At 36.8% G+C, this 25911-nt stretch carries 26 protein-coding genes and 1 other annotated feature; of the genes, 14 read left to right on the top strand and 12 right to left on the bottom strand.

The window, feature by feature from the left end; all coding sequences use genetic code 11:
- Positions 1 to 105 precede the first annotated feature (105 nt).
- The 5 genes from BG05_RS29355 to BG05_RS08320 all read left to right on the top strand — a co-directional run bounded on the left by BG05_RS29355 (position 106) and on the right by BG05_RS08320 (position 5351).
- A complete protein-coding gene (locus BG05_RS29355; protein ID WP_080564373.1) occupies positions 106 to 2388 on the top strand; it encodes a spore germination protein in 2283 nt (760 codons plus the stop codon).
- 16 nt (positions 2389 to 2404) lie between these two features.
- Positions 2405 to 3499, top strand: coding sequence for a spore germination protein (locus BG05_RS08335; RefSeq protein ID WP_002015704.1), 1095 nt, complete (start codon positions 2405 to 2407; stop codon positions 3497 to 3499).
- On the top strand, positions 3475 to 4554 hold the full coding sequence (locus tag BG05_RS08330) for a Ger(x)C family spore germination protein (RefSeq protein ID WP_016095960.1): 1080 nt from the start codon (positions 3475 to 3477) through the stop codon (positions 4552 to 4554). The genes BG05_RS08335 and BG05_RS08330 overlap by 25 nt, the downstream gene beginning before the upstream one ends.
- Before the next feature lie 90 nt (positions 4555 to 4644).
- A complete protein-coding gene (locus tag BG05_RS08325; RefSeq protein ID WP_002129504.1) occupies positions 4645 to 4830 on the top strand; it encodes a hypothetical protein in 186 nt (61 codons plus the stop codon).
- Positions 4831 to 4928: 98 nt separating this feature from the next.
- The gene (locus BG05_RS08320; protein ID WP_002034433.1) at positions 4929 to 5351 is read left to right on the top strand and encodes a pyrophosphohydrolase domain-containing protein; all 423 of its coding nucleotides are present in this window, start codon (positions 4929 to 4931) and stop codon (positions 5349 to 5351) included.
- Positions 5352 to 5395: 44 nt separating this feature from the next.
- Here the strand turns inward: BG05_RS08320 and BG05_RS08315 are convergent, their stop codons facing one another.
- Positions 5396 to 6436: a hypothetical protein gene (locus tag BG05_RS08315; RefSeq protein ID WP_041867983.1), complete on the bottom strand. Its 1041-nt coding sequence runs from the start codon at positions 6434 to 6436 to the stop codon at positions 5396 to 5398.
- A gap of 155 nt (positions 6437 to 6591) precedes the next feature.
- Between BG05_RS08315 and BG05_RS08310 the strand changes: the two genes are divergently transcribed.
- Positions 6592 to 7020, top strand: coding sequence for a GNAT family N-acetyltransferase (locus BG05_RS08310; protein ID WP_002015699.1), 429 nt, complete (start codon positions 6592 to 6594; stop codon positions 7018 to 7020).
- Between the two features lie 27 nt (positions 7021 to 7047).
- On the opposite strand, the gene leuS is transcribed toward BG05_RS08310, so the two are convergent.
- From leuS to BG05_RS08265, 9 genes are all read right to left on the bottom strand, one after another.
- Positions 7048 to 9456, bottom strand: a complete 2409-nt coding sequence (gene leuS, locus BG05_RS08305) for a leucine--tRNA ligase (RefSeq protein WP_002129511.1) — start codon at positions 9454 to 9456, stop codon at positions 7048 to 7050.
- 65 nt (positions 9457 to 9521) lie between these two features.
- Positions 9522 to 9740: a binding site (T-box leader), on the bottom strand.
- 198 nt (positions 9741 to 9938) lie between these two features.
- Positions 9939 to 11132: an MDR family MFS transporter gene (locus tag BG05_RS08300; protein ID WP_002167529.1), complete on the bottom strand. Its 1194-nt coding sequence runs from the start codon at positions 11130 to 11132 to the stop codon at positions 9939 to 9941.
- A gap of 190 nt (positions 11133 to 11322) precedes the next feature.
- Positions 11323 to 12546, bottom strand: a complete 1224-nt coding sequence (locus BG05_RS08295) for a cation:proton antiporter (RefSeq protein ID WP_002167528.1) — start codon at positions 12544 to 12546, stop codon at positions 11323 to 11325.
- Between the two features lie 3 nt (positions 12547 to 12549).
- Positions 12550 to 13047: a cation:proton antiporter regulatory subunit gene (locus BG05_RS08290; RefSeq protein WP_001026048.1), complete on the bottom strand. Its 498-nt coding sequence runs from the start codon at positions 13045 to 13047 to the stop codon at positions 12550 to 12552.
- 34 nt (positions 13048 to 13081) lie between these two features.
- Entirely contained in the window at positions 13082 to 13648 is a 567-nt protein-coding gene (locus tag BG05_RS08285) for a tyrosine-type recombinase/integrase (protein WP_000454225.1), read from the bottom strand.
- A gap of 345 nt (positions 13649 to 13993) precedes the next feature.
- On the bottom strand, positions 13994 to 15853 hold the full coding sequence (locus BG05_RS08280; protein ID WP_002129517.1) for an FtsX-like permease family protein: 1860 nt from the start codon (positions 15851 to 15853) through the stop codon (positions 13994 to 13996).
- A 16-nt stretch (positions 15854 to 15869) separates the two neighbouring features.
- The gene (locus tag BG05_RS08275; protein WP_002129519.1) at positions 15870 to 16631 is read right to left on the bottom strand and encodes an ABC transporter ATP-binding protein; all 762 of its coding nucleotides are present in this window, start codon (positions 16629 to 16631) and stop codon (positions 15870 to 15872) included.
- A 129-nt stretch (positions 16632 to 16760) separates the two neighbouring features.
- The gene (locus tag BG05_RS08270; RefSeq protein ID WP_001129345.1) at positions 16761 to 16910 is read right to left on the bottom strand and encodes a hypothetical protein; all 150 of its coding nucleotides are present in this window, start codon (positions 16908 to 16910) and stop codon (positions 16761 to 16763) included.
- 15 nt (positions 16911 to 16925) lie between these two features.
- The gene (locus BG05_RS08265; protein WP_002089099.1) at positions 16926 to 17189 is read right to left on the bottom strand and encodes a YtzC family protein; all 264 of its coding nucleotides are present in this window, start codon (positions 17187 to 17189) and stop codon (positions 16926 to 16928) included.
- Between the two features lie 111 nt (positions 17190 to 17300).
- Between BG05_RS08265 and mnmL the strand changes: the two genes are divergently transcribed.
- From mnmL to BG05_RS08235, 6 genes are all read left to right on the top strand, one after another.
- Entirely contained in the window at positions 17301 to 18260 is a 960-nt protein-coding gene (gene mnmL, locus BG05_RS08260) for a tRNA modification radical SAM protein MnmL/YtqA (protein ID WP_002167527.1), read from the top strand.
- Complete coding sequence (gene mnmM, locus BG05_RS08255) at positions 18257 to 18829, top strand: tRNA 5-(aminomethyl)-2-thiouridylate-methyltransferase MnmM (protein ID WP_002184797.1); 573 nt, start codon at positions 18257 to 18259, stop codon at positions 18827 to 18829. The genes mnmL and mnmM overlap by 4 nt, the downstream gene beginning before the upstream one ends.
- 185 nt (positions 18830 to 19014) lie before the next feature.
- The gene (locus BG05_RS08250; protein ID WP_003191937.1) at positions 19015 to 19848 is read left to right on the top strand and encodes an ABC transporter ATP-binding protein; all 834 of its coding nucleotides are present in this window, start codon (positions 19015 to 19017) and stop codon (positions 19846 to 19848) included.
- Positions 19849 to 19866: 18 nt separating this feature from the next.
- Entirely contained in the window at positions 19867 to 20547 is a 681-nt protein-coding gene (locus BG05_RS08245; RefSeq protein ID WP_002067629.1) for a hypothetical protein, read from the top strand.
- A 24-nt stretch (positions 20548 to 20571) separates the two neighbouring features.
- Positions 20572 to 21246, top strand: a complete 675-nt coding sequence (locus tag BG05_RS08240) for an aspartate/glutamate racemase family protein (RefSeq protein ID WP_002184795.1) — start codon at positions 20572 to 20574, stop codon at positions 21244 to 21246.
- Positions 21247 to 21401: 155 nt separating this feature from the next.
- Positions 21402 to 22703 (top strand): PepSY-associated TM helix domain-containing protein, encoded by a 1302-nt coding sequence (locus BG05_RS08235; protein WP_003191940.1) that lies wholly within the window; start codon positions 21402 to 21404, stop codon positions 22701 to 22703.
- 34 nt (positions 22704 to 22737) lie between these two features.
- Here the strand turns inward: BG05_RS08235 and BG05_RS08230 are convergent, their stop codons facing one another.
- Together BG05_RS08230 and BG05_RS08225 are read right to left on the bottom strand one after the other, a co-directional pair.
- Entirely contained in the window at positions 22738 to 23802 is a 1065-nt protein-coding gene (locus BG05_RS08230) for a tetraprenyl-beta-curcumene synthase family protein (protein WP_002089107.1), read from the bottom strand.
- Between the two features lie 37 nt (positions 23803 to 23839).
- Positions 23840 to 24643: an alpha/beta hydrolase gene (locus tag BG05_RS08225; RefSeq protein WP_002129529.1), complete on the bottom strand. Its 804-nt coding sequence runs from the start codon at positions 24641 to 24643 to the stop codon at positions 23840 to 23842.
- Between the two features lie 74 nt (positions 24644 to 24717).
- Between BG05_RS08225 and BG05_RS08220 the strand changes: the two genes are divergently transcribed.
- Both BG05_RS08220 and BG05_RS08215 read left to right on the top strand, forming a co-directional pair.
- Positions 24718 to 25230 carry a gamma carbonic anhydrase gene (locus BG05_RS08220; protein ID WP_002015678.1) on the top strand — a complete coding sequence of 171 codons (513 nt, stop codon included), beginning with the start codon at positions 24718 to 24720 and terminating at the stop codon, positions 25228 to 25230.
- Positions 25231 to 25375: 145 nt separating this feature from the next.
- The gene (locus BG05_RS08215; RefSeq protein WP_002167520.1) at positions 25376 to 25906 is read left to right on the top strand and encodes a phosphatase PAP2 family protein; all 531 of its coding nucleotides are present in this window, start codon (positions 25376 to 25378) and stop codon (positions 25904 to 25906) included.
- Positions 25907 to 25911: the final 5 nt, after the last annotated feature.

The following is a 25911-nucleotide window of genomic DNA, read 5'->3' as shown; positions in this document are numbered from 1 at the left end:
TTTTCTATACAAACCAATCTCCTCCTTCTTTTCATAAATAAATGAATAATATACAAAATTAGCCACAAAATAGCACTATATTACAAGATCAAAGAGGGCATACATATGATTTGGAATTGGTTACGTAAGAAAAAAAACTCAAATACAAAAGAGACAGATGATTCGAAACAACAGCCAGATGATCAAAAGGAACATAACAAAGATAAGAATGGCGAGCCAAAAAGTACGGAACAAACTGAGGATAATTCTCAAAATAAGCAGCAAAATTCTAAACAAGAGGATAATTCTCAAAACAAGCAGCAAAATTCTAAACAAGAGGATAATTCTCAAAACAAGCAGCAAAGTTCTAAACAAGAGGATAATTCTCAAGGTAAGCAGCAAAATTCTAAGCAAGATGATAATTCTCAAGACAAACAACAAAATTCTAAACAAGAGCATTCTTCTCAAAACAAGCAACAAAGTTCTAAACAAGAGGATTCTTCTCAAAACAAACAGCAAGGTTCTAAACAAGAGGACTCTTCTCAAGACAAACAGCAAAGTTCTAAACAAGAGGATTCTTCTCAAGACAAACAGCAAAACTCTAAACAAGAGGATAATTCTCAAAACAAACAACAAAGTTCTAAGCAAGAGGATTCTTCTCAAAACAAACAGCAAGGTTCTAAACAAGAGGACTCTTCTCAAGACAAACAGCAAAGTTCTAAACAAGAGGATTCTTCTCAAGACAAACAGCAAAGTTCTAAACAAGGTGATTCTTCTCAAAACAAACAGCAAAATTCTAAGCAAGATGATACTTCTCAAAACAAGCAGCAAAATTCTAAGCAAGATGATACTTCTCAAAACAAACAGCAAAATTCTAAGCAAGATGATAATTCTCAAAACAAACAGCAAAGCTCAGGAAGTAACAGCATTTATGACTTTAGCAAACCAGAAAGTGACCATATTCATTCTCTACAAGATTTAATAGAGAAGATGAAACAGTCTAGTGACTTTGTTAATTACCATACATCTGACGATGACACGATGCCTTATTGGATTTCTTACTATCGTCCTTCACTTGATGGTGAGAAATTGCAAAAGTATTTAATGCCTACTCTTTTGGAACGTCCTTGCGCTCCATTAGAAGAATTAAAAGAACATATTCCAATGAGTGGTATAACGATTACGAACGACTTACAAAAAATTGAGGACATGGTTTTAAAGGGACATGCAATTATTCAATTAAATCAGCAAGATCAAAAATGTATGCTTGCAAACATTGCAATTGATAATTATCGTGCACCAACTCCTCCATTAAATGAATCCACCGTTATCGGGCCACAAGAAGGATTCGTAGAAGATATTGATACGAATATTAATTTAGTACGAAAACGTCTTCCTGTTTTAGATTTACACACAAAAGAGATGATTATTGGAGAGTTTTCAAAAACAAAGGTTGTCATGATGTATTTAGACAACCTTGCCGAAAAAGATAATGTAGACTTTCTAGAAGAATCACTTCGAGCTCTTGAATATGATCAAATTAACGATAGTGCTTATATACAGGAATTAATGGGTGAAAAGTCAATTTTTCCTCTCTATATAAATACAGAACGCACTGATAGAGTCACAAAAGCACTTATTGATGGGAAAATCGCTATTTTTGTTGATGGTTCTCCGAGTGTCCTATTAACACCTGTATCATATTTCGATTTTTTCATTTCGCCAGAAGACTATAACGTTTCTTGGCTGTACGCTACATTCTCAAGAATTTTAAGATTGATCGCTGTTCTATTCTCAATTTGTGCAACTCCACTATACGTTGCAGTTTTGAATTATCATTATGAATTGGTTCCGAGTGACTTACTTGAAACATTGATTTTATCAAGGGCTCAAGTACCATTTCCCCCTTTAATAGAAGCACTTTTCTTGGAACTTGCGATTGATTTATTAAGAGAAGCTGGCGCGCGATTACCTATGAAGGTCGGACAAACGCTCGGTATTGTAGGCGGTATCGTAATCGGGCAAGCGTCCGTGCAAGCTGGTTTAACGAGTAATATTTTATTAATTATCGTTGCCTTATCAGCGTTAGCTTCCTTTATTACGCCCATTTATAAAATGGGTAACGCCGTTCGTTTACTACGTTTCCCATTTCTCGCATTTGCAGAAATAGGTGGGCTCTTCGGTATATCTCTTGGATTTATCTTTTTATTTACCCATTTGTTTAGACTTACTTCTTTACGTAAGCCGTACGCTCTCTTTTATCCAACGAGACAACAATCCTTTAAAGATTCTTGGATTCGTTTTCCATTAACAATGATTGATACTCGAGATGTTCAAGCAAGACCGCAACACGTAAAGAAAGCAACTAATGGAATTTCTACAAAACATACGTCAGATTTTGATGATTAAGAAATGAGGTGCATCGATGAGTAAAATTAAAGCAGAACACCAAATATCACCCGTCTTCGTTTTCTTTTTAATTCACGGTGCACAATTTGGTGCTGGTGTTCTCGGATTCGCTCGAATCATTGCAAAGGCAGCTGGATACGACGGCTGGATGGGAGTTTTAATTACAGGAATCGGTATCCATATTCTTATATGGATGATGTATTTCTTATTAAAAGAAACAAACGGAAATTTAATTGATTTACATCGGCAAACATTTGGGAAATGGCTAGGAAACGGCATTAGTATCATCTTTATGGCTTATTTTTTTATTGTAAGTATTTCTGTAGTTAGAACATATGTCGAAATTATTCAAGTATGGATGTTTCCTAGTGCATCCACCTGGATGCTCACATTCTTTTTATGCTTAATAAGTTATTACATTATTTCATCAGGCTTCCGCGTCATTACAGGCATTTGTGTCATTTCTGTTGGCGGGACCTTAGGATATCTTTTTCTAAGTCTTTTTATTTTGAAATTCGCACATTGGGATAATTTACTTCCGATGTTTTCACATTCTTTTACCGATATTTTGAAAGCGGCCAAACTATCTATTTATAGTATGACAGGGTTTGAAATTTTTCTTATGGTTTATCCGTTTGTTAAAGAGCCAGAGAAGTCCCATAAATTCGCACAATATGGGGCATTATTCTCTAACTGCTTATATTTGTTTAGTACTATTCTCGCTTTTACTTTCTTTAGTGAAAAACAACTACTCAAAACAATTTGGTCTCAACTTTCAATGACACAAGTTATTAAGCTTCCTTTTATAGAGCGACTTGAGTATATTGCTATTTCCGCTTATGCTCTCGTTATTGTTACGAGCTTTATTCTACCTTTATGGGCTGCTACTAGAGGAACTCATGAAATCTTTCGTGTTAAGCAACGTAGTATTTTAATCGCCTTTATGCTTATCACCTTAGTTGTTTCACAACTTTTAACGAACAGGCATGATATTAATGATTTTATTAGCAATACATCTAAAGTTAGTTTTTGGCTTATATATGTATACATCCCAATTCTATTTATTATTGTGTGGGTGAAAAGAAAATGGAAAAAACCAAAAGAAAATTAATACTTCTTATTTGCATCAGTATCTTCAGTCTAACTGGTTGCTTACAAAAAAATATTATTGATGATGTTCAACTCATTCAAGGAACTGTCTTCGATACAGCAAAAGATAATAAAGTAAAAGTTACATTTGTTTGTCCTATACAAAAAAAGGGCAATAAAGTTCAAGTTTATGAGGGAACAGGAAACGCAGTAAAACAAGTAAAGGCAGATACATCTTTAGAATCTTCGCAACCGTTCGCAAGCGGTCAAATGCGTGTTGCCTTATTCACAACAAAGGTTGCTAAAAAAGGATTATCCACCTCCTTTGACACATTAATTCGTGATGTGAATATTGGTAATTCACTGTATGTGGGACTATTAGAAGGAAGTGGTACTGAACTATTTAAAGGAAAATACAGTACATCTTATAATGTTGCAATTTATATAAAAAAAATGTTAGAACATAATATGGAAACCGGCCCTTTACCAACTGACAATTTATATTTAGGTGCTTTTCGGTACTACCGTGAAGGACAAGATTCTTATATGCCTATCCTGAAAAAACATGGAGATAAAATAAAAATTACTGGTATCGGTCTCTTAAAAAAGGATAAGTTAGTTGGAACAATCAAGTACCAAGATATGTTTGTTTTCAAAGGACTACTAGAAAAGCACCGCTTAGACTCACATGAATTTAAAACCAATCCTGGCTATGCAATGATTAATAATATCCGTTCCGTCCCTACCTACGAAGTAAACATAAAAAACGGAAAACCTTCTTTCTATATTCATGTGAAAATGGAAGCTCGTATTCAGGAGCTCTCTAGAAAATTTAATTTAGAAAACAAAAAAAATACAACAAAAATAGCTAAGTCAGTCGAAAAGCAATTAGACGTGAAAGCTACAAAACTTATTAAACAATTTAAATCTCTAAATGTTGATCCTCTTGGACTGGGGGCAAAATATAGACAACATTATCGCTCATTCAAATTAGAAGAGTGGCGAAGAATGTATAAAGATGTTCCAATTCAAGTGAAATATACTGTCAACATTACAAATTCTGGTGTAATTGAATGATAATGATTGAACTCCTCTCTCCAGCATGATACAACGGAAAGAGGAGTTTTTATTTTTAAATAGAGAAAAGGGATATTTACGGGGGAGCTTATGTCTAAAAAATTAGTAAAACCTATTTTAAATGGTATTTTATTTCTCGGCGTCTTTTTATTTGCTCATACATACTTAAAAAATGTTTCTTTCACACGTTATTTACTTGTAGTTATACCAATGCTACTCATCGGAATGTTTGGCATCGATCTTATTTTATCCGTTTTAATTAAGAAAGAAGAATAACGAGCGAACATCTTATTTCTCATAAGATGTTCTTTTTATTTAATAACTACCTTATGTTACAATAAAATTCGGCATAACGTAAGAAAGGATGAAACAACATGACAAACGAAAAAGGTTTAGATAAAGGATACGAACTTGTTGCAAAAATGCATGAAGAATTCGGACATCCTGTGACAAGTACTCCAACAAAACTAACAGAAGAGCGTGCAAAAATTCGTGCTAGCTTTATGCAAGAAGAGCTAGAAGAATTTCTAGAAGCAACAACTGTTGAAGATCAATATGATGCACTTATTGACCTTATTTACTTTGCATTCGGAACGTTTGCAGAAATGGGCGTACGTCCAGATAAAGGATTCGAAATTGTAAACAATGCTAACATGGCAAAACTATTCCCTGATGGAAAGCCTCGATTCCGCGAGGGCGACGGCAAAATTATGAAACCAGAAGGATGGCAAGCACCGGAACCACAACTTCGTGCGGAAATCGAACGCCAACGTCAAGAGGCAGAAAAAAACTGCTAGGATCTCCTAGCAGTTTTTTATTATGTCTTTTTTCCTTTGGTCTATTAATGACCCACGTGTCCCGCGTGTCCTGCTGCTCCTGCAGTACCAGCTGCTGCTCCTGCTGCCGTCCCTGCTCCAATTCCACCTGCCCAAGGCTGTTGTTGCTGCTGATACTGTTGGTATTGTTGTTGACCCTGATGCTGTTGTTGACCTTGATGATGCTGTTGGCCTTGATGATGCTGTTGGCCTTGGTGATGGTGTTGGCCTTGATGATGGTGTTGACCTTGGTGATGGTGTTGACCTTGGTGATGATGTTGGCCTTGGTGATGCTGTTGGCCTTGGTGATGATGTTGACCTTGATGAGTTTGATAAAGGACAGCCTGCGGGTGAATTTGATGATGACCTTGGTGATGTACTTGTTGCTGATGGTGGCCGTGGTGTTGATGATGACCATGATGACCGTGGTGTTGATGCTGGCCTTGGTGACCATGATGACCATGGTGTTGATGCTGGCCTTGGTGACCATGGTGTTGATGTTGACCTTGGTGTGTTTGATAAAGGACAGCCTGCGGATGAATTTGATGATGACCATGATGATGTACTTGTTGTTGATGATGGCCGTGGTGTTGATGATGACCGTGATGGCCGTGATGCTCATGATGTACATGCTGACCGTGATGGCCGTGATGCTCATGATGCACATGATGACCGTGAACACCTTGAGGGAATCCGCCGATCCCACCAGTTACAACACCAACGCCAGGTACAGGAAATCCTGTTTGTACACCGCCAACGAAAGATGGGAATGTAGTTGGCATACCTACAGGAACTCCTCCTTGTGCACCTCCTACTAGTGCCGGAAATCCTGTTTGCGCTCCAGCTACTGACGTTGGAAATCCTGTTTGCGCTCCAGCTACTGACGTTGGAAATCCTGTTTGTACACCCGCCACTGACGTCGGAAATCCTCCAGCTGCTCCTCCCATCCAACTTGGGATTCCGCCATATCCGTGTTGACCATCTCCTCCCATGAACATCATTTGTCCATAACTATCCGATCCACCTCCGAAGAAGCCATGTGGTGCATTATTGTCCATCCCTTTCATTCCTTTCACCTCTTCTGTTCAATTTAACCTACCTTTTTTATCATATTTTCTATAGAAGAATAGGTGTTTGTCTATATGGGAATTCCGCGCCTTTTTCTTCGTTCTTCATTCATGATAAACTGAATTAACTGATTTTTCCAAAGGAGGCGTTTTCGTTGGAGAACGTAGCAAAAGCTTCCATCGACGATTTAGATTCAATCTTACATATAGATGTTGATGTAATCGGAGACGATAGTAGACGAGATTATATTAAACACGCTATTGATGAAGGAACCTGCATCATTGCAAAAGAGGACAATTCCATTTCTGGTTTTCTAACATACGATACAAATTTCTTTGGTTATACTTTCCTCTCATTAATCATTGTTTCGCCAACGAAAAGAAGACAAGGTCATGCAAGCTCATTAATCTCATATATGTTAAGACATTCTCCTACTCAAAAAATATTTTCTTCAACGAACAAATCGAATACAAATATGCAAAAAGTTTTTAAAGCAAATGGATTTATGCGTAGTGGAATGATCGAAAACTTAGATGAAGGTGATCCTGAGCTTATTTTTCACGCAAAAAAGCTCAGAGCATAAACGCTCTGAGCTTTTATTAATAATTAATTAGTTTGCAACAACGTTAACAAGTTTTCCAGGAACAACAATTACTTTACGAACTGTTTTTCCTTCAATTTGTTCTTTGATTGCCTCAAGTGCAAGTTGTTCCATTTCTTCTTTTGATGCGTCTTTACTCATTGTTAGTTTTGTGCGAACTTTGCCCATAATTTGAACAACGATTTCAACTTCATCTTCTACAAGTTTAGACTCATCAAATGTTGGCCAGCTTGCATATGTGATTGTTTCACTGTATCCAAGTTTGCTCCATAGTTCTTCCCCGATGTGAGGTGCAACTGGTGCAATCATTTTTACGAAACCTTCTACATATTCTTTCGGAAGTGTTTCAGCTTTGTATGCATCGTTGATGAATACCATCATTTGAGAAATCGCTGTGTTGAAGCGAAGCTCTGCATAGTCTTCTGTTACTTTCTTCACTGTTTGGTGGTAAGCTTTTTCAAGATCTTTGTTTGGTGCATCAGTAATTTTCTCACTCAATTCACCGTTCTCTTGAATGAATAGGCGCCATACGCGGTCTAGGAAGCGACGAGCTCCGTCAAGACCATTTTCAGACCAAGCGATTGAAGCATCTAATGGTCCCATGAACATTTCGTATAGACGAAGTGTATCTGCACCGTGGCTTGCTACGATATCATCAGGATTTACAACGTTACCTTTTGATTTACTCATTTTCTCGTTGTTTTCACCTAAGATCATACCTTGGTTGAATAATTGTTGGAACGGTTCTTTCGTTGGAACTACACCGATATCATATAATACTTTATGCCAGAAACGAGCATATAGTAAGTGAAGTACAGCGTGCTCTGCTCCACCGATATAAATATCAACTGGAAGCCATTGTTTTACTTTTTCAGGGTCTACAAGTGCTTCGCTGTTGTTTGGATCGATGTAGCGTAGGTAGTACCAGCAGCTACCAGCCCATTGCGGCATTGTATTCGTTTCACGACGACCTTTTTTACCAGTTTCAGGATCAACAACATTTACCCACTCTTCAATGTTTGCAAGTGGTGATTCACCTGTACCTGAAGGACGAATATTCTCTGTTTTCGGAAGAACTAATGGTAATTCTTCTTCTTTCACAGCTGTCATTGTACCATCTTCCCAATGGATTACTGGAATTGGCTCACCCCAGTAACGTTGGCGACTAAATAACCAGTCACGTAGACGGTACGTTACTTTTTGATTTCCTGCGCTTGTTACTTCAAGCCACTCAATCATTTTTACAATTGCTTCTTCTTTATTTAAACCATCAAGGAATGCTGAGTTTACGTGCGCACCATCACCTGTATATGCTTCTTTCGAAATGTCTCCGCCTTTTACAACTTCCTTCATTGGAAGATTGAACGTTGATGCGAATTCATAGTCACGCTCATCGTGAGCTGGAACTGCCATTACAGCACCTGTTCCGTAAGTTGCAAGAACATAATCAGCGATCCAGATTGGTAATTTCTCACCGTTTACTGGGTTAACTGCGTAAGCACCAGTGAATACACCAGTTTTTTCTTTCGCAAGTTCTGTACGCTCTAAATCGCTCTTCATTTTAACAGAGTTAATGTAAGCTTCTACAGCTTCTTTTTGTTCTGGTGTTGTAATGTTAGCAACAAGTGCATGCTCTGGAGCCAGTACACAGTAGCTTGCTCCAAATAGTGTATCAGGACGCGTTGTGAAAACTGTGAACTTCTCATCTGTACCGTCGATGTTGAAGTGTACTTCTGCACCTTCAGAACGACCAATCCAGTTACGTTGCATGTCTTTTAAGCTTTCTGGCCAATTAAGCTCATCTAGATCTTCTAATAGACGATCTCCGTAAGCTGTAATTTTTAACATCCACTGTCTCATCGGACGACGCTCAACTGGATGTCCACCGCGCTCACTCTTACCGTCAATGATTTCTTCGTTTGCAAGTACTGTACCAAGTGCTGGGCACCAGTTTACAGGTACTTCATCAACGTAAGCTAAACCTTTTTCAAATAGTTTTAGGAAGATCCATTGTGTCCACTTGTAGTAGGTTGGATCTGTTGTATTTACTTCACGATCCCAATCGTAAGAGAAGCCTAATGCTTTAATTTGATTACGGAACGTATTAATATTAAGCTCTGTAAATTCAGCCGGGCTGTTCCCAGTATCAAGTGCATATTGCTCTGCTGGAAGACCGAATGCATCCCATCCCATTGGATGAAGAACGTTATATCCTTGCATACGCTTCATACGAGATAAAATATCTGTCGCTGTATAACCTTCTGGATGACCTACGTGTAAGCCTGCACCTGATGGATATGGGAACATATCTAGTGCATAAAATTTTGGTTTTTCTGTTTCATCTGGCGTACGGAATGTTTTATTCTCTTCCCAATGCCCTTGCCACTTCTTCTCAATTTCTTGATGATTAAAGCTCATGAGATACCCTCCTTGAAATTCTATTTATTTTCACCGCCCAAAATACAAAAAACCTCTCATCCCTAGAAAGGGACGAGAGGTTATAGATTCCCGCGGTACCACCCTAAATTAATGTAATAAATACATTCGCTTAGATCCGTAACGTGGATTAACGGCAATTGCTACTAATGATTTCACAACTGCAACTCAAAGGCGAGTTCATAACGAAACGTGGATTGACTTGCACCGACCGTCAACTCTCTAAACCAGCTTCTATTACTACTACTCCTTCTCACTGTTATTACAAATATGAGTTAATGTGAACTACCCACCACTTAGTATCTCTTAAGAGCTTACTTGAAGCGAGGGCTTCTCGGTTAATCGTTACTCTTGCTAACTAACGAATTCGTCTTAGGACAGCCGAGCTAACTCCCTTGTTCCAAAGGATATTTTATTACTATTTATTTAAATATATTCTAAAACATGTTGCATGTTCCGTCAAACTAAACTGCAATTTTTTCTTCAACTGTTTCTTCTACTTTTACTCGTCTATCATAAATACTCGTTGCTATAAGCGCTACTACAAGCATTACCATGATCGCAATAAACAATACTTCCATATTGTATAAGTCAACAATCGCTCCGCCAACGACCGGTCCGAACATTTTCCCTACAGTCGCTGCGCTATTTACAACACCTTGATAAAATCCTAGCTTATCTTTCGGTGCAAGTATATTTGCGATGGTCGGAACTGCCGGCCATACGAATAATTCACCAATTGTTAATGTCACCATCGCAATGAGAAACATCGTAAATTGCTGCGCTTGGCTTAAAACAATAAACGACGCCGCAAAAATGACGATTCCAATCATAATTTGTTGTTTTAAAGAACGCTTCATCCAGCGAATTAACATACTAACAAGTGGCTGCGCACAAACAATCATCGCTCCGTTTATCGTCCATAATAAACTATAATGGCGGAGGCTAATATCTAATTCTCGCATATGAGTCGCAATTGCCCCTTGCCACTGTACGTATGTAACCCAGCATAAAGCATATGCTACACATACGATTAGAAGCGCTTTGAAGCCAGGTGTAAGTGACCAACCTTTTTTCGTTTCGGCTTCTTTTTGTACCTCTTGCTCTTTTTTTGCTTCCATACCACGAAATCCAATAAACGCAATTAAGAAGAAAATAAAATATAAAATAAAGTTCGCTAAGAAAATATAATCAAAACGATAAGACGCAACTAATCCACCGCACGCTGTTCCAATCGCAATCCCAACGTTTTGTCCAACATACATTGCATTGAACGCTCGTCTCCCGCCTTCTGGCCAAACCGTACCGACCATCGCATACATCGATGGAAACACCATTCCAGAACCGAATCCGATTAATGCTAGCCACACAACATATAATGGCCAACCATGGAAAAATACAAGACCTAAAATCGATACAAGTGTAATGACAATCCCTACTAAAATTGATTTATAACCGCCCCATTTATCAAATAAAACACCGCCGAGCAAGTTTCCGATTACACCAGTAAGCGAGTTGATCATTAATACCATTCCGGCTACTGATAAAGATTTCCCTAAACTATCATGTAAGTAAATTGTATTAAAAGGCCATAAAAAAGAAGCACCCGTGACATTAATAATCATCCCAGCTACTAATAGCCATACTTTCCTTGGCATAGTCTCCCCTCCTATTCTCTTTTTTTCGTTCATATATATAACAGTAAAATTGTAGTCGTTTTTAAATAGGAAGGCAACTGATTAATAGTTGATGAAATTCAGATAATAGCACAAAGACGATTAGAATATATTCTAATCGTCTTTGTAAAATATTAATCTATAAATAATGGAATCGTTCCCTCGCGAAAGGTTATCCAACTTCCTTTTTACGTTTTGCACTTTCTTTCGCACTCCATTTAAATATTTTGTCTAGTAGAGAGTATATTCTCCCAGACTCCTTCGTTAATAATGGCCCTAGCGACGCCAATATTAAAACATATAAAGCTGAGAATGGTTTAATCGTTGCCATTAAGCCACCCGCTATTCCGAGATTCGCGACAATAATGGAGAATTCCCCACGTGATATAAGTGTTAAACCGATATTCGTAGAAGCCTTATGCGATAACCCGGCTTTACGCCCTGCAATCATTCCAGCTGTAAAATTACCGATGAGAGTAATGAAAACTGCTCCTAATGCCAACCATACTGCTCCTCCAAGCGAAAACGGATCTATACTTAAACCGAAGCTGAAGAAAAATATAGCTCCAAAGAAATCACGAAACGGGACGACGAGATGCTCGATCCGGTCACTATGCTCTGTTTCTGAAAAGACGAGTCCTAACAATAAAGCCCCAATCGCTTCCGCAACATGAATTGTTTCTGAAAATCCTGCTACAAAGAATAAAATAGCGAATATTACGATAATAAAAATTTCGTTTGACGAAATATCTAATACTTTATTTAGGAACGGCGTAGCTTTTCTAGCGATTACAAAGAATAGTAACATATATCCTACTGCGATTAGTACGGATGTAAGAGCACCTACAAATGATGTTGCACCTCCGAGTACTAATCCTGAAACAACTGATAAATATACAGCTAAAAAGATATCATCAAACATAATGATTCCTAAAATTAGCTCTGTCTCTTTATTACCAGATCTTCTTAAATCAACGATTACTTTCGCTACAATTGCACTCGATGAGATTGTAATAATTCCAGCAATAATTAATGTTTCTAGTAAGGGGAAGCCCATAACATATCCATAAAGTAAACCTAATATGAAATTAAGCGATATATGAACACTACCCCCAAAAGCAATCGACTTTCCTGATTTAATTAATTTTTTTATTGAGAATTCTAAGCCTAAATAGAATAGGAGGAATATGACGCCTACACGGCCGAGGAAGGAAATAACTTCTCCGCTTTCAATAAACCTTAAATCGATAAGTCCTAAATCTGGGGCATGAGGCCCCACTAACATACCGAGTATAATGAGAAACGGAATAATCGAGAACTTTAACTTCGCAGCGAGGATAGCTGCAAAAGCTACTAATACTAACGCAGTTCCAACTTCAAAAATTAAAGTATCCATCGATTAGGAATCACCTCCTGCTGAAAGCAATTCATTAATAATTCTTTTCACTTCATGTCTTTCACCCGACAATACGAGCATATCGCCAGCTTCAATAATAGAGTCTGGACCTGGATTAAAGAATTTCTTCATATTCTTTTTCAAAATAGCAATAATCGTTACGTTATACGTTTTTCTGACATGTAAGCTACCAATTGTTTGTTGTACTACTGGTGCATTATTCTCCACCTTAAACCATTCAATTGATAATCCTTCAAAAGCCATCTCAATTGTGTCTAGCGCTTGCGGCCTATATACCATTCCGCCTAATATAGCCGCAATTTGTCTCGCTTCAGAATCACGAAGAGAAATGCTTGAAATACTCTCATCGTGATCCGCATCAAAATGATACATTTCTCTTCGGCCATCATCATGAATAACGATAACCATTTTTTCATTACCTTTTGTTATCACTTCGAATTTACATCCAATGCCCGGTAGTTCACTCTCTCTAATATTCATATTTTCCGCCTCCTAAAGTTTTTAGTTACGGCTTTTACAAATCTACATCAATCTCTGTTTTAAACTTCTCATCTTTTGAGATTCCTAAATACTTGAGCGTTTCTGATGGAGTTGCGTGATGAAAATGCTTTTGCAATAGCGCAATCGCTATTCCTCTTTTGTACGCATGAAATCCAAATGTTTTTCGCATTGAATTCGTTCCAATCTTTCCAACAATCCCAACCGCTTCAGCTGCGCTATGGATAACACGATATGCTTGTTGGCGTGAGATTGAATTTGTCGTTTTATTAGATTGAAATACGTAGTTTTCTCTTTGAGCATCAATAGATTTTACATACTCTAAAAGGGCTTCTTTTACTTTTGTATTTAAATAAATATCTTGTTTAAATTTTTCATCTTTCACAGGAAGAGAATAAAACTCTTTAACAGTCTTATCTTCATTTAATACCTCTTCAAATTTCATACTAAGTAGCTCAGTAATCTTTAATCCAGTGTTAATTCCAATAACAAATAAAAGATAATCTCGCTGCGAGTGCTCTTTTAAGTACTTTTTCATAGCCTCAATTTGGCTTATATCTTTTAATGCCTCTACAACTTCCATACATGTATCTCCTCATCTTATGAACGGTAATTTTCTCATTATCCTGTCCATTTTACCTTATCATGCTATGAGATTTCCATGTATTATCCATTATTTTCACAATATACTCTTACGACAATTTTTCATTTGGAAATTTATGATTGTACAAATACGGTGTGGGTAGAAAAAATAGGGGGAGTACAAGTTCAGCTTCTTTCTACAGATCGGATTCCTCCTTTCATTTTTCGGTTGCTGATACTTTCATATTATGTTACTTATTTACATTATATTATATATTTCAGTAACATTAAAGTGTTTTTTCTGAAAATACAAAAAGCCGAGCACTTTCACTCGGCTTTTTACCTATTAATCTTCTTTTGGAAGAACAATTCCTTTATACAATTGAACTGTAATGAAGTAATAAATCGCATAAATAACTACGAAAATTACGATTGGTACCCAAATACGGAAGTAAGGATCCATTAAAATAAATCCGAAAATATTCATACCAACTAATACGTGAGCGATCCCCACAATTGCTGGGAATAAGAATACTAAGAATAATTCTTTATAAATCGATTTCGTTAATAACTCACGACGCACACCGATTTTGCGAAGCATTTGATAACGCGTAATATCTTTTGATGCACCAGAAAGAATTTTAAACATTAAACAACTTGCCATCATTGCTAAGAACGCAATTCCAAGGAAGAATCCCATAAATACTGTTCCACTCGCAATGCCGTAGAATCCATTGTAAGATTGATATTTACTATCTAATCTTTCAGCTTTTACATTTTTATATTTAACTAGCTGCAACTCGTCAAGTTTTTTCCATTCTTTTGTGTATGCTACAAAATCGTCTGTTTTTCCAGTAACTACGATTCCTTCTTTACCATTTACAGTATCGTACATTTTCTGATCTACAATTTTAATTGCATGATCTTCATATAGATAAAATGGCTGAATTGTTCTGAAAGCCTCGTTCCATTCTTCTGGAAGTTCTTTAGCACTCGCATCTTTTTCATTCATTTCTCTAGAAACTGCACCTACTGGTAGTTCCTCTGAAACTTTCTTTATTTTTCCTAAATCCTTCATACTTTCCATCTGTTTTGTATCTTGTACGAAAGGAGGTTTTTTCTCTAAATCTTCTTTTACATAATAAACGTATTTATTATCAACTTTGTAACGATATTCATTTTTCTCTTTAAATGTAATACCATCTAAAATTTTCTTTTCTTCAGCTGTTGGGTTATGAATAACTGAATCATATATTACTAAACCATCAACCATTTTTATAACGTTATTTTTAAACGCCATACCACCTGAAATTGCACCCGCTCCAAGAGCAACTAACATCGCTACCGTTGCAAGTACTTTCGTTAAGCTATTAATACGGAAATTTAATTGTGCAAACGTAAAAGCATTAAGCCCTTTTTCACTACGCTTTTTATTACTCTTTAACTTTCTAATGATAACTGGGAGAAGTGATCCAAATAGCATGTAAGTACCAGTTGTTGTTGTAATTAATGCAATAAGGATTCCCATTTCTCTTAGTTTTTCCATGTAAATCATTGATGCATAGCCAATTCCTAATAAAATAACAGCAAGGATTGCAACGACACCTGTCATTTTTCCTTTTACCGCAACACGTTCTGTTTGTGCATCTGCATGTACAAGTTGCAGTACTGAAATACGTGATAACTTAATACTGTTCATAATTGCTGATAATACAAATAATGCAAAGAAGAAAATGCAAGTAACAGTCATAGATGGTAGATAAAATGCCTTATAGCCTTCACCAGCAAATTCTAATTGTTTCATTAATAACTGTCCGATACCTTCTGCAAGTCCTACACCAACTGTAAGTCCAATCGCAAGAGACGCAGCGCCTAATACAATCGTTTCAATAAACATAAGTAATGTAACTTTATGCTTTTTTGCACCTAACATCATGTACATACCAAACTCTTTTTGACGAAGAGATAATAAGAAAGAGTTTGCATATAAAATGTAGAAGAACGTTATAATTGCTAATAAAAATGAACCTGCTTGGAATACGAAACCAATAGACTTAATAACAGAATTGGATTCGATAAACGCTTTATTCAGCGCTAACGTTTGGAACATATAAAAAATTGAAATCGACATGACAAGACCAACAAGTAAGACAATATAATCTTTCAGCTTACTCTTTAGCCCTGACATGGAAAGTTTAAATAACATACTGGAACCTCCTTTCTTACGCTTTTTGTGTACCTAAATCTGCAAGTACATCTAAAATTTCTTTGTAGAACTCTTCACGCGTACCACCGCGATGAATTTCTTTATATAGCTCACCATCTTGAATGAATAAAATACGCTGACAGTAACTTGCACTATATGGATCATGCGTAACCATCATAATAGATACGCCTTGTTCTTCATTTAAGTTTGTCATCGCATCAAGTAAACTTGCTGCATTTTTCGAATCAAGAGCTCCTGTTGGCTCGTCTCCTAAAATAATTGCCGGCTCATGCACTAGTGCGCGTGCTGCTGCTGAACGCTGTTTCTGTCCACCGGATACTTCAGTTGGATACTTTTGAAGAATTTCTGTAATCCCTAACATATCCGCTACTTTCTCTACTTTCGGTCCAATATTACGTGATGAAACACCTTGAAGTGAAAGTGGAAGTGCAATGTTTTCATAAATAGATAAGTTCTCTAATAAGTTAAAATCTTGGAAGATGAACCCCAATTTTTGTGAACGGAAATCAGAAAGCTCACCTTGTTTCATTTTCGTAATGTCCGTACCTGCTATTTCCACAACGCCGCCTGTTGCTTTATCTAGTGTTGAAATTACATTTAATAATGTCGTTTTACCAGAACCAGAAGGTCCCATAATCCCAACAAATTCACCCTCTTGAATTGAGAATGATACGCCTTTTAATGCGTGTGATTGGTTCTCACCTTTTTTACCGTACACTTTTTGAACGTTTTTCACGTCTACAACTGGTTTCGTCATATATATCCTCCTACGTTTGTTTTTCCATTACCTATTTTGCTCCTTTTGGAAGTAAACTGCTATTTGTTAACATTACAATTACCTTACACTTTTGTAATAAAATAAAACCAGGTCGTATTTCGACCTGGTTTACTCTGATTGCTTCGATCTTTGAGGTTGTCCTTTTTTACTGTTACGCTGTTTCACTTGAACAACTGGATCAAGTTCATTTGAAAATTCAGCGTTATGTCCATTTTGCGTTTTTTGCTCTGGATTATTTTGATCTGAACGTTTCGCCATTACATTCACTCCTTATTAGTGCGGTGTAATAATCATTTGATGTTGCAATTGGCGAATTGCCATACGTGCTCTATTTAATTGCTCACGTTGCTCATCATTCGCATGTTGCTGCATAGTTTGTAAGTCGTTATATGCTTGTTCTAATTGTAACTGAGCATCCGAATACTCCATCGTATTGTAATGCTCTTGTCTCATGCCTTGGTCTAATTGTTCTTTCGCATATTCCACCGCTTGTTCTGCCTGTGTAATATACTCTTCAAGTGATTGACGCTCTGCCATAATTGTCCCTCCTTGCTTCAATTCCCCTTTAGTGTGTCCCTTCCATATGAACCTTATGAGTATGTTATAATGGATTTTGTTTCATTTTGACTCGTCTTAGGAGGGAAAATAATGAAGGTTCAAAACCCTTTTCCATATACAAATGACAATAAACGTTATCATACATGGAATTACCACTTACGAAATGAATTTGGTGAAAAAATCTTTAAAGTTTCATTAGATGCTGGCTTCGATTGCCCGAACCGTGACGGTACAGTTGCTTACGGTGGTTGCACGTTTTGTAGTGCTGCTGGATCTGGTGACTTCGCTGGCGATCGCCGCGATGATGTTATAACGCAATATCATGAAATGAAAGAAAAAATGCACTCAAAGTGGAAAGACGGAAAATGTATCGCTTATTTTCAGGCTTACACAAATACACATGCACCACTTGAAGTGTTAAAAGAAAAATTCGAACCGCTTCTAGCAGAAAAAGACGTTGTCGGTCTTTCTATCGCAACTCGTCCAGATTGTTTACCAGACGATGTCGTTGAATATTTAGCGGACTTAAATAAACGTACGTACCTTTGGGTTGAACTCGGACTACAAACTGTTCATGAACGTACTGCAAATCTTATTAACCGTGCTCACGATTATCCATCTTATGTGGAAGGCGTAAATAAATTACGCAAACATGGCATTAGAGTTTGCTCTCATATTATTAACGGTCTTCCACTTGAAGATTACGACATGATGATGGAAACAACTCGTGAAGTAGCGAAGCTTGACGTACAAGGAATTAAAATTCATTTACTTCATTTATTAAAAGGAACGCCAATGGTGAAGCAATATGAAAAAGGACAACTCGAGTTCCTTTCTCTTGAAGATTACGTAAGTCTCGTTGTTGACCAACTTGAAATTATTCCAGAAGATGTAATTGTGCACCGCATCACAGGTGACGGTCCGCCTGATTTAATGATTGGCCCAATGTGGAGCTTAAATAAATGGGAAGTATTAAATTCCATCGATGCAGAATTTGTACGCCGCGGAAGCTGGCAAGGAAAATATGCAAATGAGGAGAAACAAAAATGAAATTAGAACGTGTATTACCGTTTGCTCGCTCGCTGCTGCAAACGGCTGTTAAAGAAGGCGATTACGCTGTAGATGCAACTTTAGGAAATGGACATGACACTTGCTTCCTAGCTGAAATCGTTGGAGATAACGGCAAAGTATTTGGATTTGATATTCAAAAAGAAGCAATTGAAAGCTCTACTATCCGCCTAAAAGAAAAAGAGCTTTTTGAACGTACTGTTTTAGTTCACGATAGTCACGATACGCTTCTATCCGTACTACCAGAAGATGCAAAAGGAAAAGTAACAGGCGCTATCTTCAACTTAGGTTACCTTCCTGGTGGTGACAAGCATATCGTTACAAAACCGAACTCAACACTCTCGGCAATTGAACAATTACTAGGAGTAATGGCACCTGAAGGAATCATCGTCCTTGTCATTTACCACGGACATCCAGAAGGACAAGTAGAACGCGACGCTGTACTTAAATTTGCAGAAGAACTAGATCAAAAAGAAGCTCACGTTTTGCGATACGGCTTCATTAACCAGCAAAATAACCCGCCATTTATTGTGGCGATTGAGAAGCGATAAAGTGAAACTTTAATCAGTGAGGTTTACTGTCCGGCAAATAGCAGGATAATTATATCAACGATTTTTCAGATATATCGATCATTCGACAAAACATAACAAAAAAAGACGTGCATTCATTGCACGTCTTTTTCTTATTCTCCTATATAATGGATGTATACAATATTTGAAGAAAGAAGGATAGAACTTTGCTAGTAGAACTAAGGGGAATTCAAAAGAAGTATGGCAAATCACTTATACTAGACAACATCGATTTATCCATTCCAGAAGGAGAAGCACTCGCTATTATTGGTGGGAACGGGACTGGAAAAAGTACTTTACTCAAAATAATTGCAGGCTTTATTCCACCTACGGCAGGGACACTTCAAAGAAAAGAATATATACAAATCAGTTATGTCCCTGAACATTTTCCTGAAGGAATTCGTTTTACATTAGAGGATTATTTATATCATCTCGGCCACATTCACGGTTTATCAACAAAATATTTAAGAAATAAAATTCCGATGCTCCTTGAATCTTTTCATCTACATCATGCAAAGCATTACGTTGTACGAAACTTTTCAAAAGGTATGAAACAAAAAACAGGCATTATGCAAGCATTACTTACGGACGTCCATTTATTAATTCTAGATGAACCTCTTTCTGGACTCGACCCTAACTCTCAGCAAGAATTAGAGCATATTTTACTCTCATTAAAACAACAAGGCATATCTATACTCTTCACATGTCACGAAAAACAACTACTAGAAAACTTCGCCGATAGAATTGTGACATTAGCAAATCATACAATTGCGGAAGATACCTCTGTGCAAAAATCAACAGAACAGGTCTATATTGAGGCAATTGTTCACGAAACATTTTCAGCTATAGAACTACAAAAGCAATCAGGATTTATACAAGTTACACACAATTCAAATCAAAACCTCATTCAATTACAAATCGAAAAGGAATATGCAAACGAAATGCTTCAGTTTTTATTACATAAAAAAGCATCTATCACACTGCTACAGCCTAATTTTTAAATCGAAAGAAGGTTTATTATGTTTGCGCTTATTCGTTACCATTTTCTCGACTACACGAAATCGTATAAGTACATTCCTCCTATTGCGATGTACTGCATAAGCTTACTTTTTGTATATACATATAAACCAACTCCCATTGTACCAACATACTTAGAAACAGCACTCGCACTTTATTTATTATCTGCCTGGATTACAGTCACAATTTTTCATACTGAAGATCCTGTACAAGAACAAATCACTATTTCACATACAAATAATATTTCGGCATTATACGTTGGTAAATATATTACGGCTCTTCTTATTTGTACTGTTTTATCTTTTATATCCGTAATCTATCCAATTATTTTGCAAATGTTTAATGAAAAAATGACAGCTTCTTTATTTCTAGTCGGATTTCTCGCTCACATGTCTTTATCTATACTAGGAATTTCAATCGCAACATTATTTACTAGAAATATTATTCAAAAAGCAAGCACCGCTTGGCTTAGTCTTACATTTATATTACTTATGACGATTGCCTCAATCCGGTTAAAAAAAGAGTTACTATGGTTTTTACCACCTGTCGAAAGCTTTATAATGCTTGGACAATACAAATATAATATACTTACTCATACTCTATGGCTTACAGCTTGGGCTATCGTATATTCATTTTTATTACTTACTTTATTTCTTTTTCTCGTTCGCAGAAAACGTTTTTGATTACATATTAAAGGGGACTAAACAATGATTGGAATACTAGCAGGAATGGGTCCAAAATCAACCGGACCATTCGTCGATACAGTTGTAGCAGAATGCCAAACAATTTATGGAGCAAAGCATGATATGGACTTTCCTCATATGATGATTTATTCGTGCCCAACACCGTTTTATATGGATCGCCCTATTGATCATGCGGCGATGAAAAAAGCGATTATTGAAGGAGCGCAAAAACTTGAAAGTACTGGTGTAGATTTCATCGCAATGCCATGTAATACAGCGCATCTTTATTTCGAGGAATTACAGCGTTCTATTACCATTCCTATTTTGAATATAGTCGATGAGACGTTAAAAGCAATTCCTGAAAATACAAAAAGAGTCGCTCTTCTTGCAACAGAAGCGACTGTTCAAGCAAGTATTTACCAAGATGGAATTACAAAACGTGATATAGAGTACATTCATAATGAACAATGGCAAGAAATGATTAATCAAATTATTACTTGTATTAAAGGCGGAGAAATTGAGGAAGCTCGTAAATTATGGAGTCTGCTCGTTTTACAGTTAAAAGACGAAGTAGATACCGCTATTATCGCATGTACCGATTTGAATGTGGTGGTGAGTGAGGACTTTGTTGATTCCGCTCAATGTCTTGCGAAAGCAGTTGTTAGGATCTATGCATCAAATATAAAAAAGTCTTCATAAACATAGAACACATCCTTTTTAAAATGTGTTTTATGTTTGATAAAAACAACCAAAACTTTTAACTTTTTTCACAATTATTTCAAAGTAATCACACTTAATCTCGCTATATTAAATAAGTAGTTTATTCATATAGGGAAGGTTAGGGGAACTGAAGTATGAAAGTAAATCGTTCGCTTCATTATATTTTTTGGAGGTGGCATTTTTACGCCGGGCTTTTTATTACGCCGCTTCTTATTACATTGTCACTGAGCGGAATTGGGTATTTATTTCGTGAAGAGGTTGAAGATTTCATCTATAAAGATTTATATTTTGGGAAGAGCGCCCAAACAGAGTCTATTTCGATGGCTGATTCGCTTTTCTTAACAGCGAAAAAATATCCACATTATAGTGTGGCGAAAATTAGTGAGTTTAATGGGGATTATAATACGAGGCTTACTATTGCAAATGAATATACTGGGCAACAAAAATATGTGTATTTAGATAGCAATAATCAAATTGTTGGAGATCAAAATGCAAGTGAAACGTTTGCCAATATAATGAGGGAATTACATAGTTCTCTTTTAGTTGGTGGTACTGTCGTTAACTACATTGTAGAGCTTGCGGCATGCTGGACAATCTTTTTAATTGTGACTGGATTGTATATGAGTATACGCCAATTCAAAAACACACCCGCATCCACTAAGCGAGAAAAGGCAAAACGACGTCATTCTATTATCGGTATTATATTTACAATTCCACTCGTTTTGTTAGTCGCATCTGGATTGCCGTGGTCAGGATTTATGGGTAACCAAATTTATAAAATCGCATCGTCGAATGAATCAATTGGATATCCAAAGTTGTATATGGCACCGCCTGAATCAAAGGTAAAAGAATTGCCGTGGGCAACAAGAAAAGAAGCTCCTCCTGAATCGAATTCAAATGAGCCAAAAGCAATTTCTGTCGATGAATTACAAAAAGGAATTGAAATAAAGAAGCCATATGTTATCTCACTACCGGCTGATCCGAAAGGTGTATTCACCGTTTCGAAATCAAGCGGTTCCGGTATTACGGGTATGCATGTCGCACCAAATGAAGAAATAACAGCTTATTTTGATCAATATAGCGGAGAACTTATTTCGAAAACGGACTATCGTGATTATGGATTATTTGCACAATGGTTTACTTACGGTATCCCACTTCACGAAGGACATTTATTCGGATGGCCAAATAAAATATTATGCTTACTAACGACGTTATCTTTATTACTTCTTATTTATTACGGAGTAAAAATGTGGTTAGCGAGAAAACCGAAAGGAAAATTAGCAGCACCTCCTAAGCAAAGAGATAAGAAAAGCACATTCGTTTTCTTTATCATGATGGTTATACTAGGCGCTGTCATGCCTTTATTCGGACTATCTGTTTTAGTTATTCTCGCAATTGAACTTCTCATATACATATTTTCACAAATACGATCATAATAAAAAAACCACTCTACAAGAGTGGTTTTTTTCATCACTGCGCCATTTTCTTTCGGTACATCTTCCCGTTCCAGTAGAAGAATCGTGAAGTGAGCCCTCCGTATTTTACAATGCGCCGTGCCATTTTGTGCATATTCTTTTGCGCTGATACTTTTTGATCTGATAAATAAATACCAAGTAATCCTCGGCTTATGAGACGATGAAACTTCGCATGAGGCAAATCACCAATGCTCTTCTCTGCTTCTTCTACAAAATGTTTCATACGATCTAATATAGCTTGCTCGTTTTCATAATAACTACAGAAATTCAAATCTCCGCCGATACGGTCTTCTTCTTGATCGATGAAATAATCAAGTAAAATGTGAAGTCCTTGTACGTATGGAAAATACCCTTGTCTAATTTTCACAATATCTTCTTCATGTAACTCATCATGAAATGCATATGCTACAAGACAGAAAATTCCAAGCGTAGAACCTGCACATGCTGAAAACTCAAACCAACTCATCGGTGGTAAATTTTCTTTATGCGCTTCAAACCATGTTTTTAAGCGTGGTTCTCTTTCTTCTAACTTCACGTGTTTATGAATTTGCAAATCACAATAATAACAAGCAAGTTCATGAAGAATTGGAGCAATTTTATCATAATGCTTCGTTTTCTTTAAAACATCCTGACATGTTTCAACAAGCTCATCTAAATAACCACCATCATCTTGATCATCACGATAACGATAATAGTTACCGCCCCCTTCAACTTCAGGGCTTAATGCCATTACCATCGACTCATGAAGAGCCGCAAAGTCTTTCGGGTCAAGTGATGTACTACGATCACATAAATTATCTAAATAGTCGCTAATCGTTTGATAAGCTACGATAAAACGAATACATTCCTCACGATGTTCATTTGCTAGTAGCGCTAAAATGCCACCGCCCTCGCAATGAAACGTTTTATTCTCAATACTTGCGATTGCCTGACTATGAAGCTCGTCATTCGGAATATGGTAGGCACGCTCTTTCCACATCGCTAGCTCATGGTGTACTACCGGAAACACATCACGGTATACTTTCGCCATGAGCGTTATGGGATTACTCGGTACGTTCACTTCTTCCTTCATCTCCTCTATTCAATGTACAAATAATTTACTTATTTGTTTCTATTATGTTATTGATGCGTATTTCAGTAAATGACTGAATATAATTCAAAATTTCATCACGCTCATACTCATTTAATAACTCATGATAACAATTCGGCCATTCTTTAAAAGCCTTATCACTTATTTTAACATTATCAAACCAAGTACGGACACGTGTTTTATCTACAAGTTTATCCTCACAAGCCTGCATTAGCAAGAGTGGAACGTCTGGAAAATCGCCTATTTTTTTATGCGCAATTTCGATAGACTTAATCAATTCACTATACCAACGTACTGATACTTTGCGCAAGAACAATGAATCATTCTCCATCGCATCTCTCACTTCATGATTACGAGTTGACATTTCCACTGTAAGATTCGTTGCAAATTGCAATTTTGGAGCAACAACATTTAATATTTTTGAGGCAGCTCGAAGCGGAGCAGAAGGTCCAGTTAATACACCTAAACATGGTGAACTTAAAATAATACCATCTACATCTTCTCTCTTCGTTTCTTGCATCATACGAATGACAATAAGACCACCCATACTATGACCAAATATAAAAATAGGTAATCGATACTTCCTTGCCTCTTTCACCCATAATTTAACTTCCTCTATGTATTCATCAAATGAATCAATATGTCCTCTATTTCTCGAAGTCGTTCCATGTGATGGAAGGTCTCCCATCACAACGTGGTAGCCGATATGATTCCACATTTCTGCTATAGCTTCGTAACGTCCGTGATATTCCATTGCGCCGTGCACGATAACGACTACAGCTTTCGCTTCCTCTGCTTCATAATTCCACATACGGACCTCCTCCATTTCACTCTTTCTCATAATTTGATACACTAAAACTAGTCTCTAGGAAAGGAAGGCTTTACATGATATATCCTTACAAAGAAAAAAATCCAAAAATTGCGAGTAGTGCTTTTATCGCTGACTATGTTACCATTACAGGCGATGTGACAATTGGCGAAGAATCTAGCATTTGGTTTAATACAGTCATCCGCGGTGATGTATCACCAACGATAATTGGAAATAGAGTAAATGTACAAGATCAATGTACACTTCACCAAAGCCCCCAGTATCCGCTTATTTTAGAAGATGACGTTACCGTTGGGCATCAAGTTATTTTACATAGCTGCAAAATTGAAAAAGATGCTTTAATCGGAATGGGATCTATCATATTAGATGGCGCTGAAATTGGTGAAGGAGCTTTCATCGGTGCTGGTAGTCTCGTTTCACAAGGAAAGAAAATCCCTCCTAATACGTTAGCTTTCGGTCGCCCTGCGAAGGTCATTCGCGAATTAACAGAAGAAGACCGTAAAGATATGGAACGTATCCGCACACAATACGTTGAAAAAGGACAATATTATAAATCGTTACAAAAGTGATTTTATCGCTGCCATAAGACTGGCAGCTTTTTTTATGAAAAAATCTAACTTTTTCTTTACAAAACCTTATTATCCCCTCAATAAAATCTTATTAAAATAGAAGTTAATAACTCCATATATATGTAAATGAGGGAGGAAAAATCTCATGAAGGTCAGTGGACTATATAAAATAGAATGTTACATCTTCAAAGGAATTAATCGCTACTTTGATCAAAAAACATTAAACATCTTTTTCAGCAATATTACCCATATCGGTGGTGCAAGTTTTTCCATTGCACTTACCCTATTCTTTTTAATTTTCGCAACAGGGAATTTGCATCAAGCTGCAATTGCAACTGCTATTTCTTTAACAATTAGCCATATTCCTGTGCAAATATTAAAAAGATGGTATCCACGAAAACGTCCTTATTTAACAATTCAAGATGCGAAATATCCAGTACAGCCTTTAAAAGATCATTCTTTTCCATCCGGACATACAACGGCTGTTTTCTCTGTCCTCATTCCATTTATTTGCTATAATCCAAACTTGCTTGCTTTTCTATTACCGTTAGCATTATGCGTCGGTATTTCCCGTATTTATTTAGGGCTTCATTATCCGTCAGATGTATTTGTAGGCATGTGCCTTGGCACTTGCTCTGGCATCATCTCTTTTTATCAACTCATTCCACTCATGTAAAGGAG

This window comes from Bacillus mycoides (assembly GCF_000832605.1).
GTDB lineage: Bacteria > Bacillota > Bacilli > Bacillales > Bacillaceae_G > Bacillus_A > Bacillus_A mycoides.
The sequence above is the reverse complement of the archived record's forward strand: the minus strand, read 5'-3'. Positions and strand labels throughout refer to the sequence as shown.

What these genes read in the sequence shown, in the direction of transcription:
- BG05_RS29355 (WP_080564373.1), top strand. Translation starts at nt 106, where the DNA reads ATGATTTGGAATTGGTTACGTAAGAAAAAAAACTCAAATACAAAAGAG.
- BG05_RS08335 (WP_002015704.1), top strand. Translation starts at nt 2,405, where the DNA reads ATGAGTAAAATTAAAGCAGAACACCAAATATCACCCGTCTTCGTTTTC.
- BG05_RS08330 (WP_016095960.1), top strand. Translation starts at nt 3,475, where the DNA reads ATGGAAAAAACCAAAAGAAAATTAATACTTCTTATTTGCATCAGTATC.
- BG05_RS08325 (WP_002129504.1), top strand. Translation starts at nt 4,645, where the DNA reads ATGTCTAAAAAATTAGTAAAACCTATTTTAAATGGTATTTTATTTCTC.
- BG05_RS08320 (WP_002034433.1), top strand. Translation starts at nt 4,929, where the DNA reads ATGACAAACGAAAAAGGTTTAGATAAAGGATACGAACTTGTTGCAAAA.
- BG05_RS08315 (WP_041867983.1), bottom strand. Translation starts at nt 6,436, where the DNA reads ATGAAAGGGATGGACAATAATGCACCACATGGCTTCTTCGGAGGTGGA.
- leuS (WP_002129511.1), bottom strand. Translation starts at nt 9,456, where the DNA reads ATGAGCTTTAATCATCAAGAAATTGAGAAGAAGTGGCAAGGGCATTGG.
- BG05_RS08300 (WP_002167529.1), bottom strand. Translation starts at nt 11,132, where the DNA reads ATGCCAAGGAAAGTATGGCTATTAGTAGCTGGGATGATTATTAATGTC.
- BG05_RS08295 (WP_002167528.1), bottom strand. Translation starts at nt 12,546, where the DNA reads ATGGATACTTTAATTTTTGAAGTTGGAACTGCGTTAGTATTAGTAGCT.
- BG05_RS08290 (WP_001026048.1), bottom strand. Translation starts at nt 13,047, where the DNA reads ATGAATATTAGAGAGAGTGAACTACCGGGCATTGGATGTAAATTCGAA.
- BG05_RS08285 (WP_000454225.1), bottom strand. Translation starts at nt 13,648, where the DNA reads ATGGAAGTTGTAGAGGCATTAAAAGATATAAGCCAAATTGAGGCTATG.
- BG05_RS08280 (WP_002129517.1), bottom strand. Translation starts at nt 15,853, where the DNA reads ATGTTATTTAAACTTTCCATGTCAGGGCTAAAGAGTAAGCTGAAAGAT.
- BG05_RS08275 (WP_002129519.1), bottom strand. Translation starts at nt 16,631, where the DNA reads ATGACGAAACCAGTTGTAGACGTGAAAAACGTTCAAAAAGTGTACGGT.
- BG05_RS08270 (WP_001129345.1), bottom strand. Translation starts at nt 16,910, where the DNA reads ATGGCGAAACGTTCAGATCAAAATAATCCAGAGCAAAAAACGCAAAAT.
- BG05_RS08265 (WP_002089099.1), bottom strand. Translation starts at nt 17,189, where the DNA reads ATGGCAGAGCGTCAATCACTTGAAGAGTATATTACACAGGCAGAACAA.
- mnmL (WP_002167527.1), top strand. Translation starts at nt 17,301, where the DNA reads ATGAAGGTTCAAAACCCTTTTCCATATACAAATGACAATAAACGTTAT.
- mnmM (WP_002184797.1), top strand. Translation starts at nt 18,257, where the DNA reads ATGAAATTAGAACGTGTATTACCGTTTGCTCGCTCGCTGCTGCAAACG.
- BG05_RS08245 (WP_002067629.1), top strand. Translation starts at nt 19,867, where the DNA reads ATGTTTGCGCTTATTCGTTACCATTTTCTCGACTACACGAAATCGTAT.
- BG05_RS08240 (WP_002184795.1), top strand. Translation starts at nt 20,572, where the DNA reads ATGATTGGAATACTAGCAGGAATGGGTCCAAAATCAACCGGACCATTC.
- BG05_RS08235 (WP_003191940.1), top strand. Translation starts at nt 21,402, where the DNA reads ATGAAAGTAAATCGTTCGCTTCATTATATTTTTTGGAGGTGGCATTTT.
- BG05_RS08225 (WP_002129529.1), bottom strand. Translation starts at nt 24,643, where the DNA reads ATGTGGAATTATGAAGCAGAGGAAGCGAAAGCTGTAGTCGTTATCGTG.
- BG05_RS08220 (WP_002015678.1), top strand. Translation starts at nt 24,718, where the DNA reads ATGATATATCCTTACAAAGAAAAAAATCCAAAAATTGCGAGTAGTGCT.
- BG05_RS08215 (WP_002167520.1), top strand. Translation starts at nt 25,376, where the DNA reads ATGAAGGTCAGTGGACTATATAAAATAGAATGTTACATCTTCAAAGGA.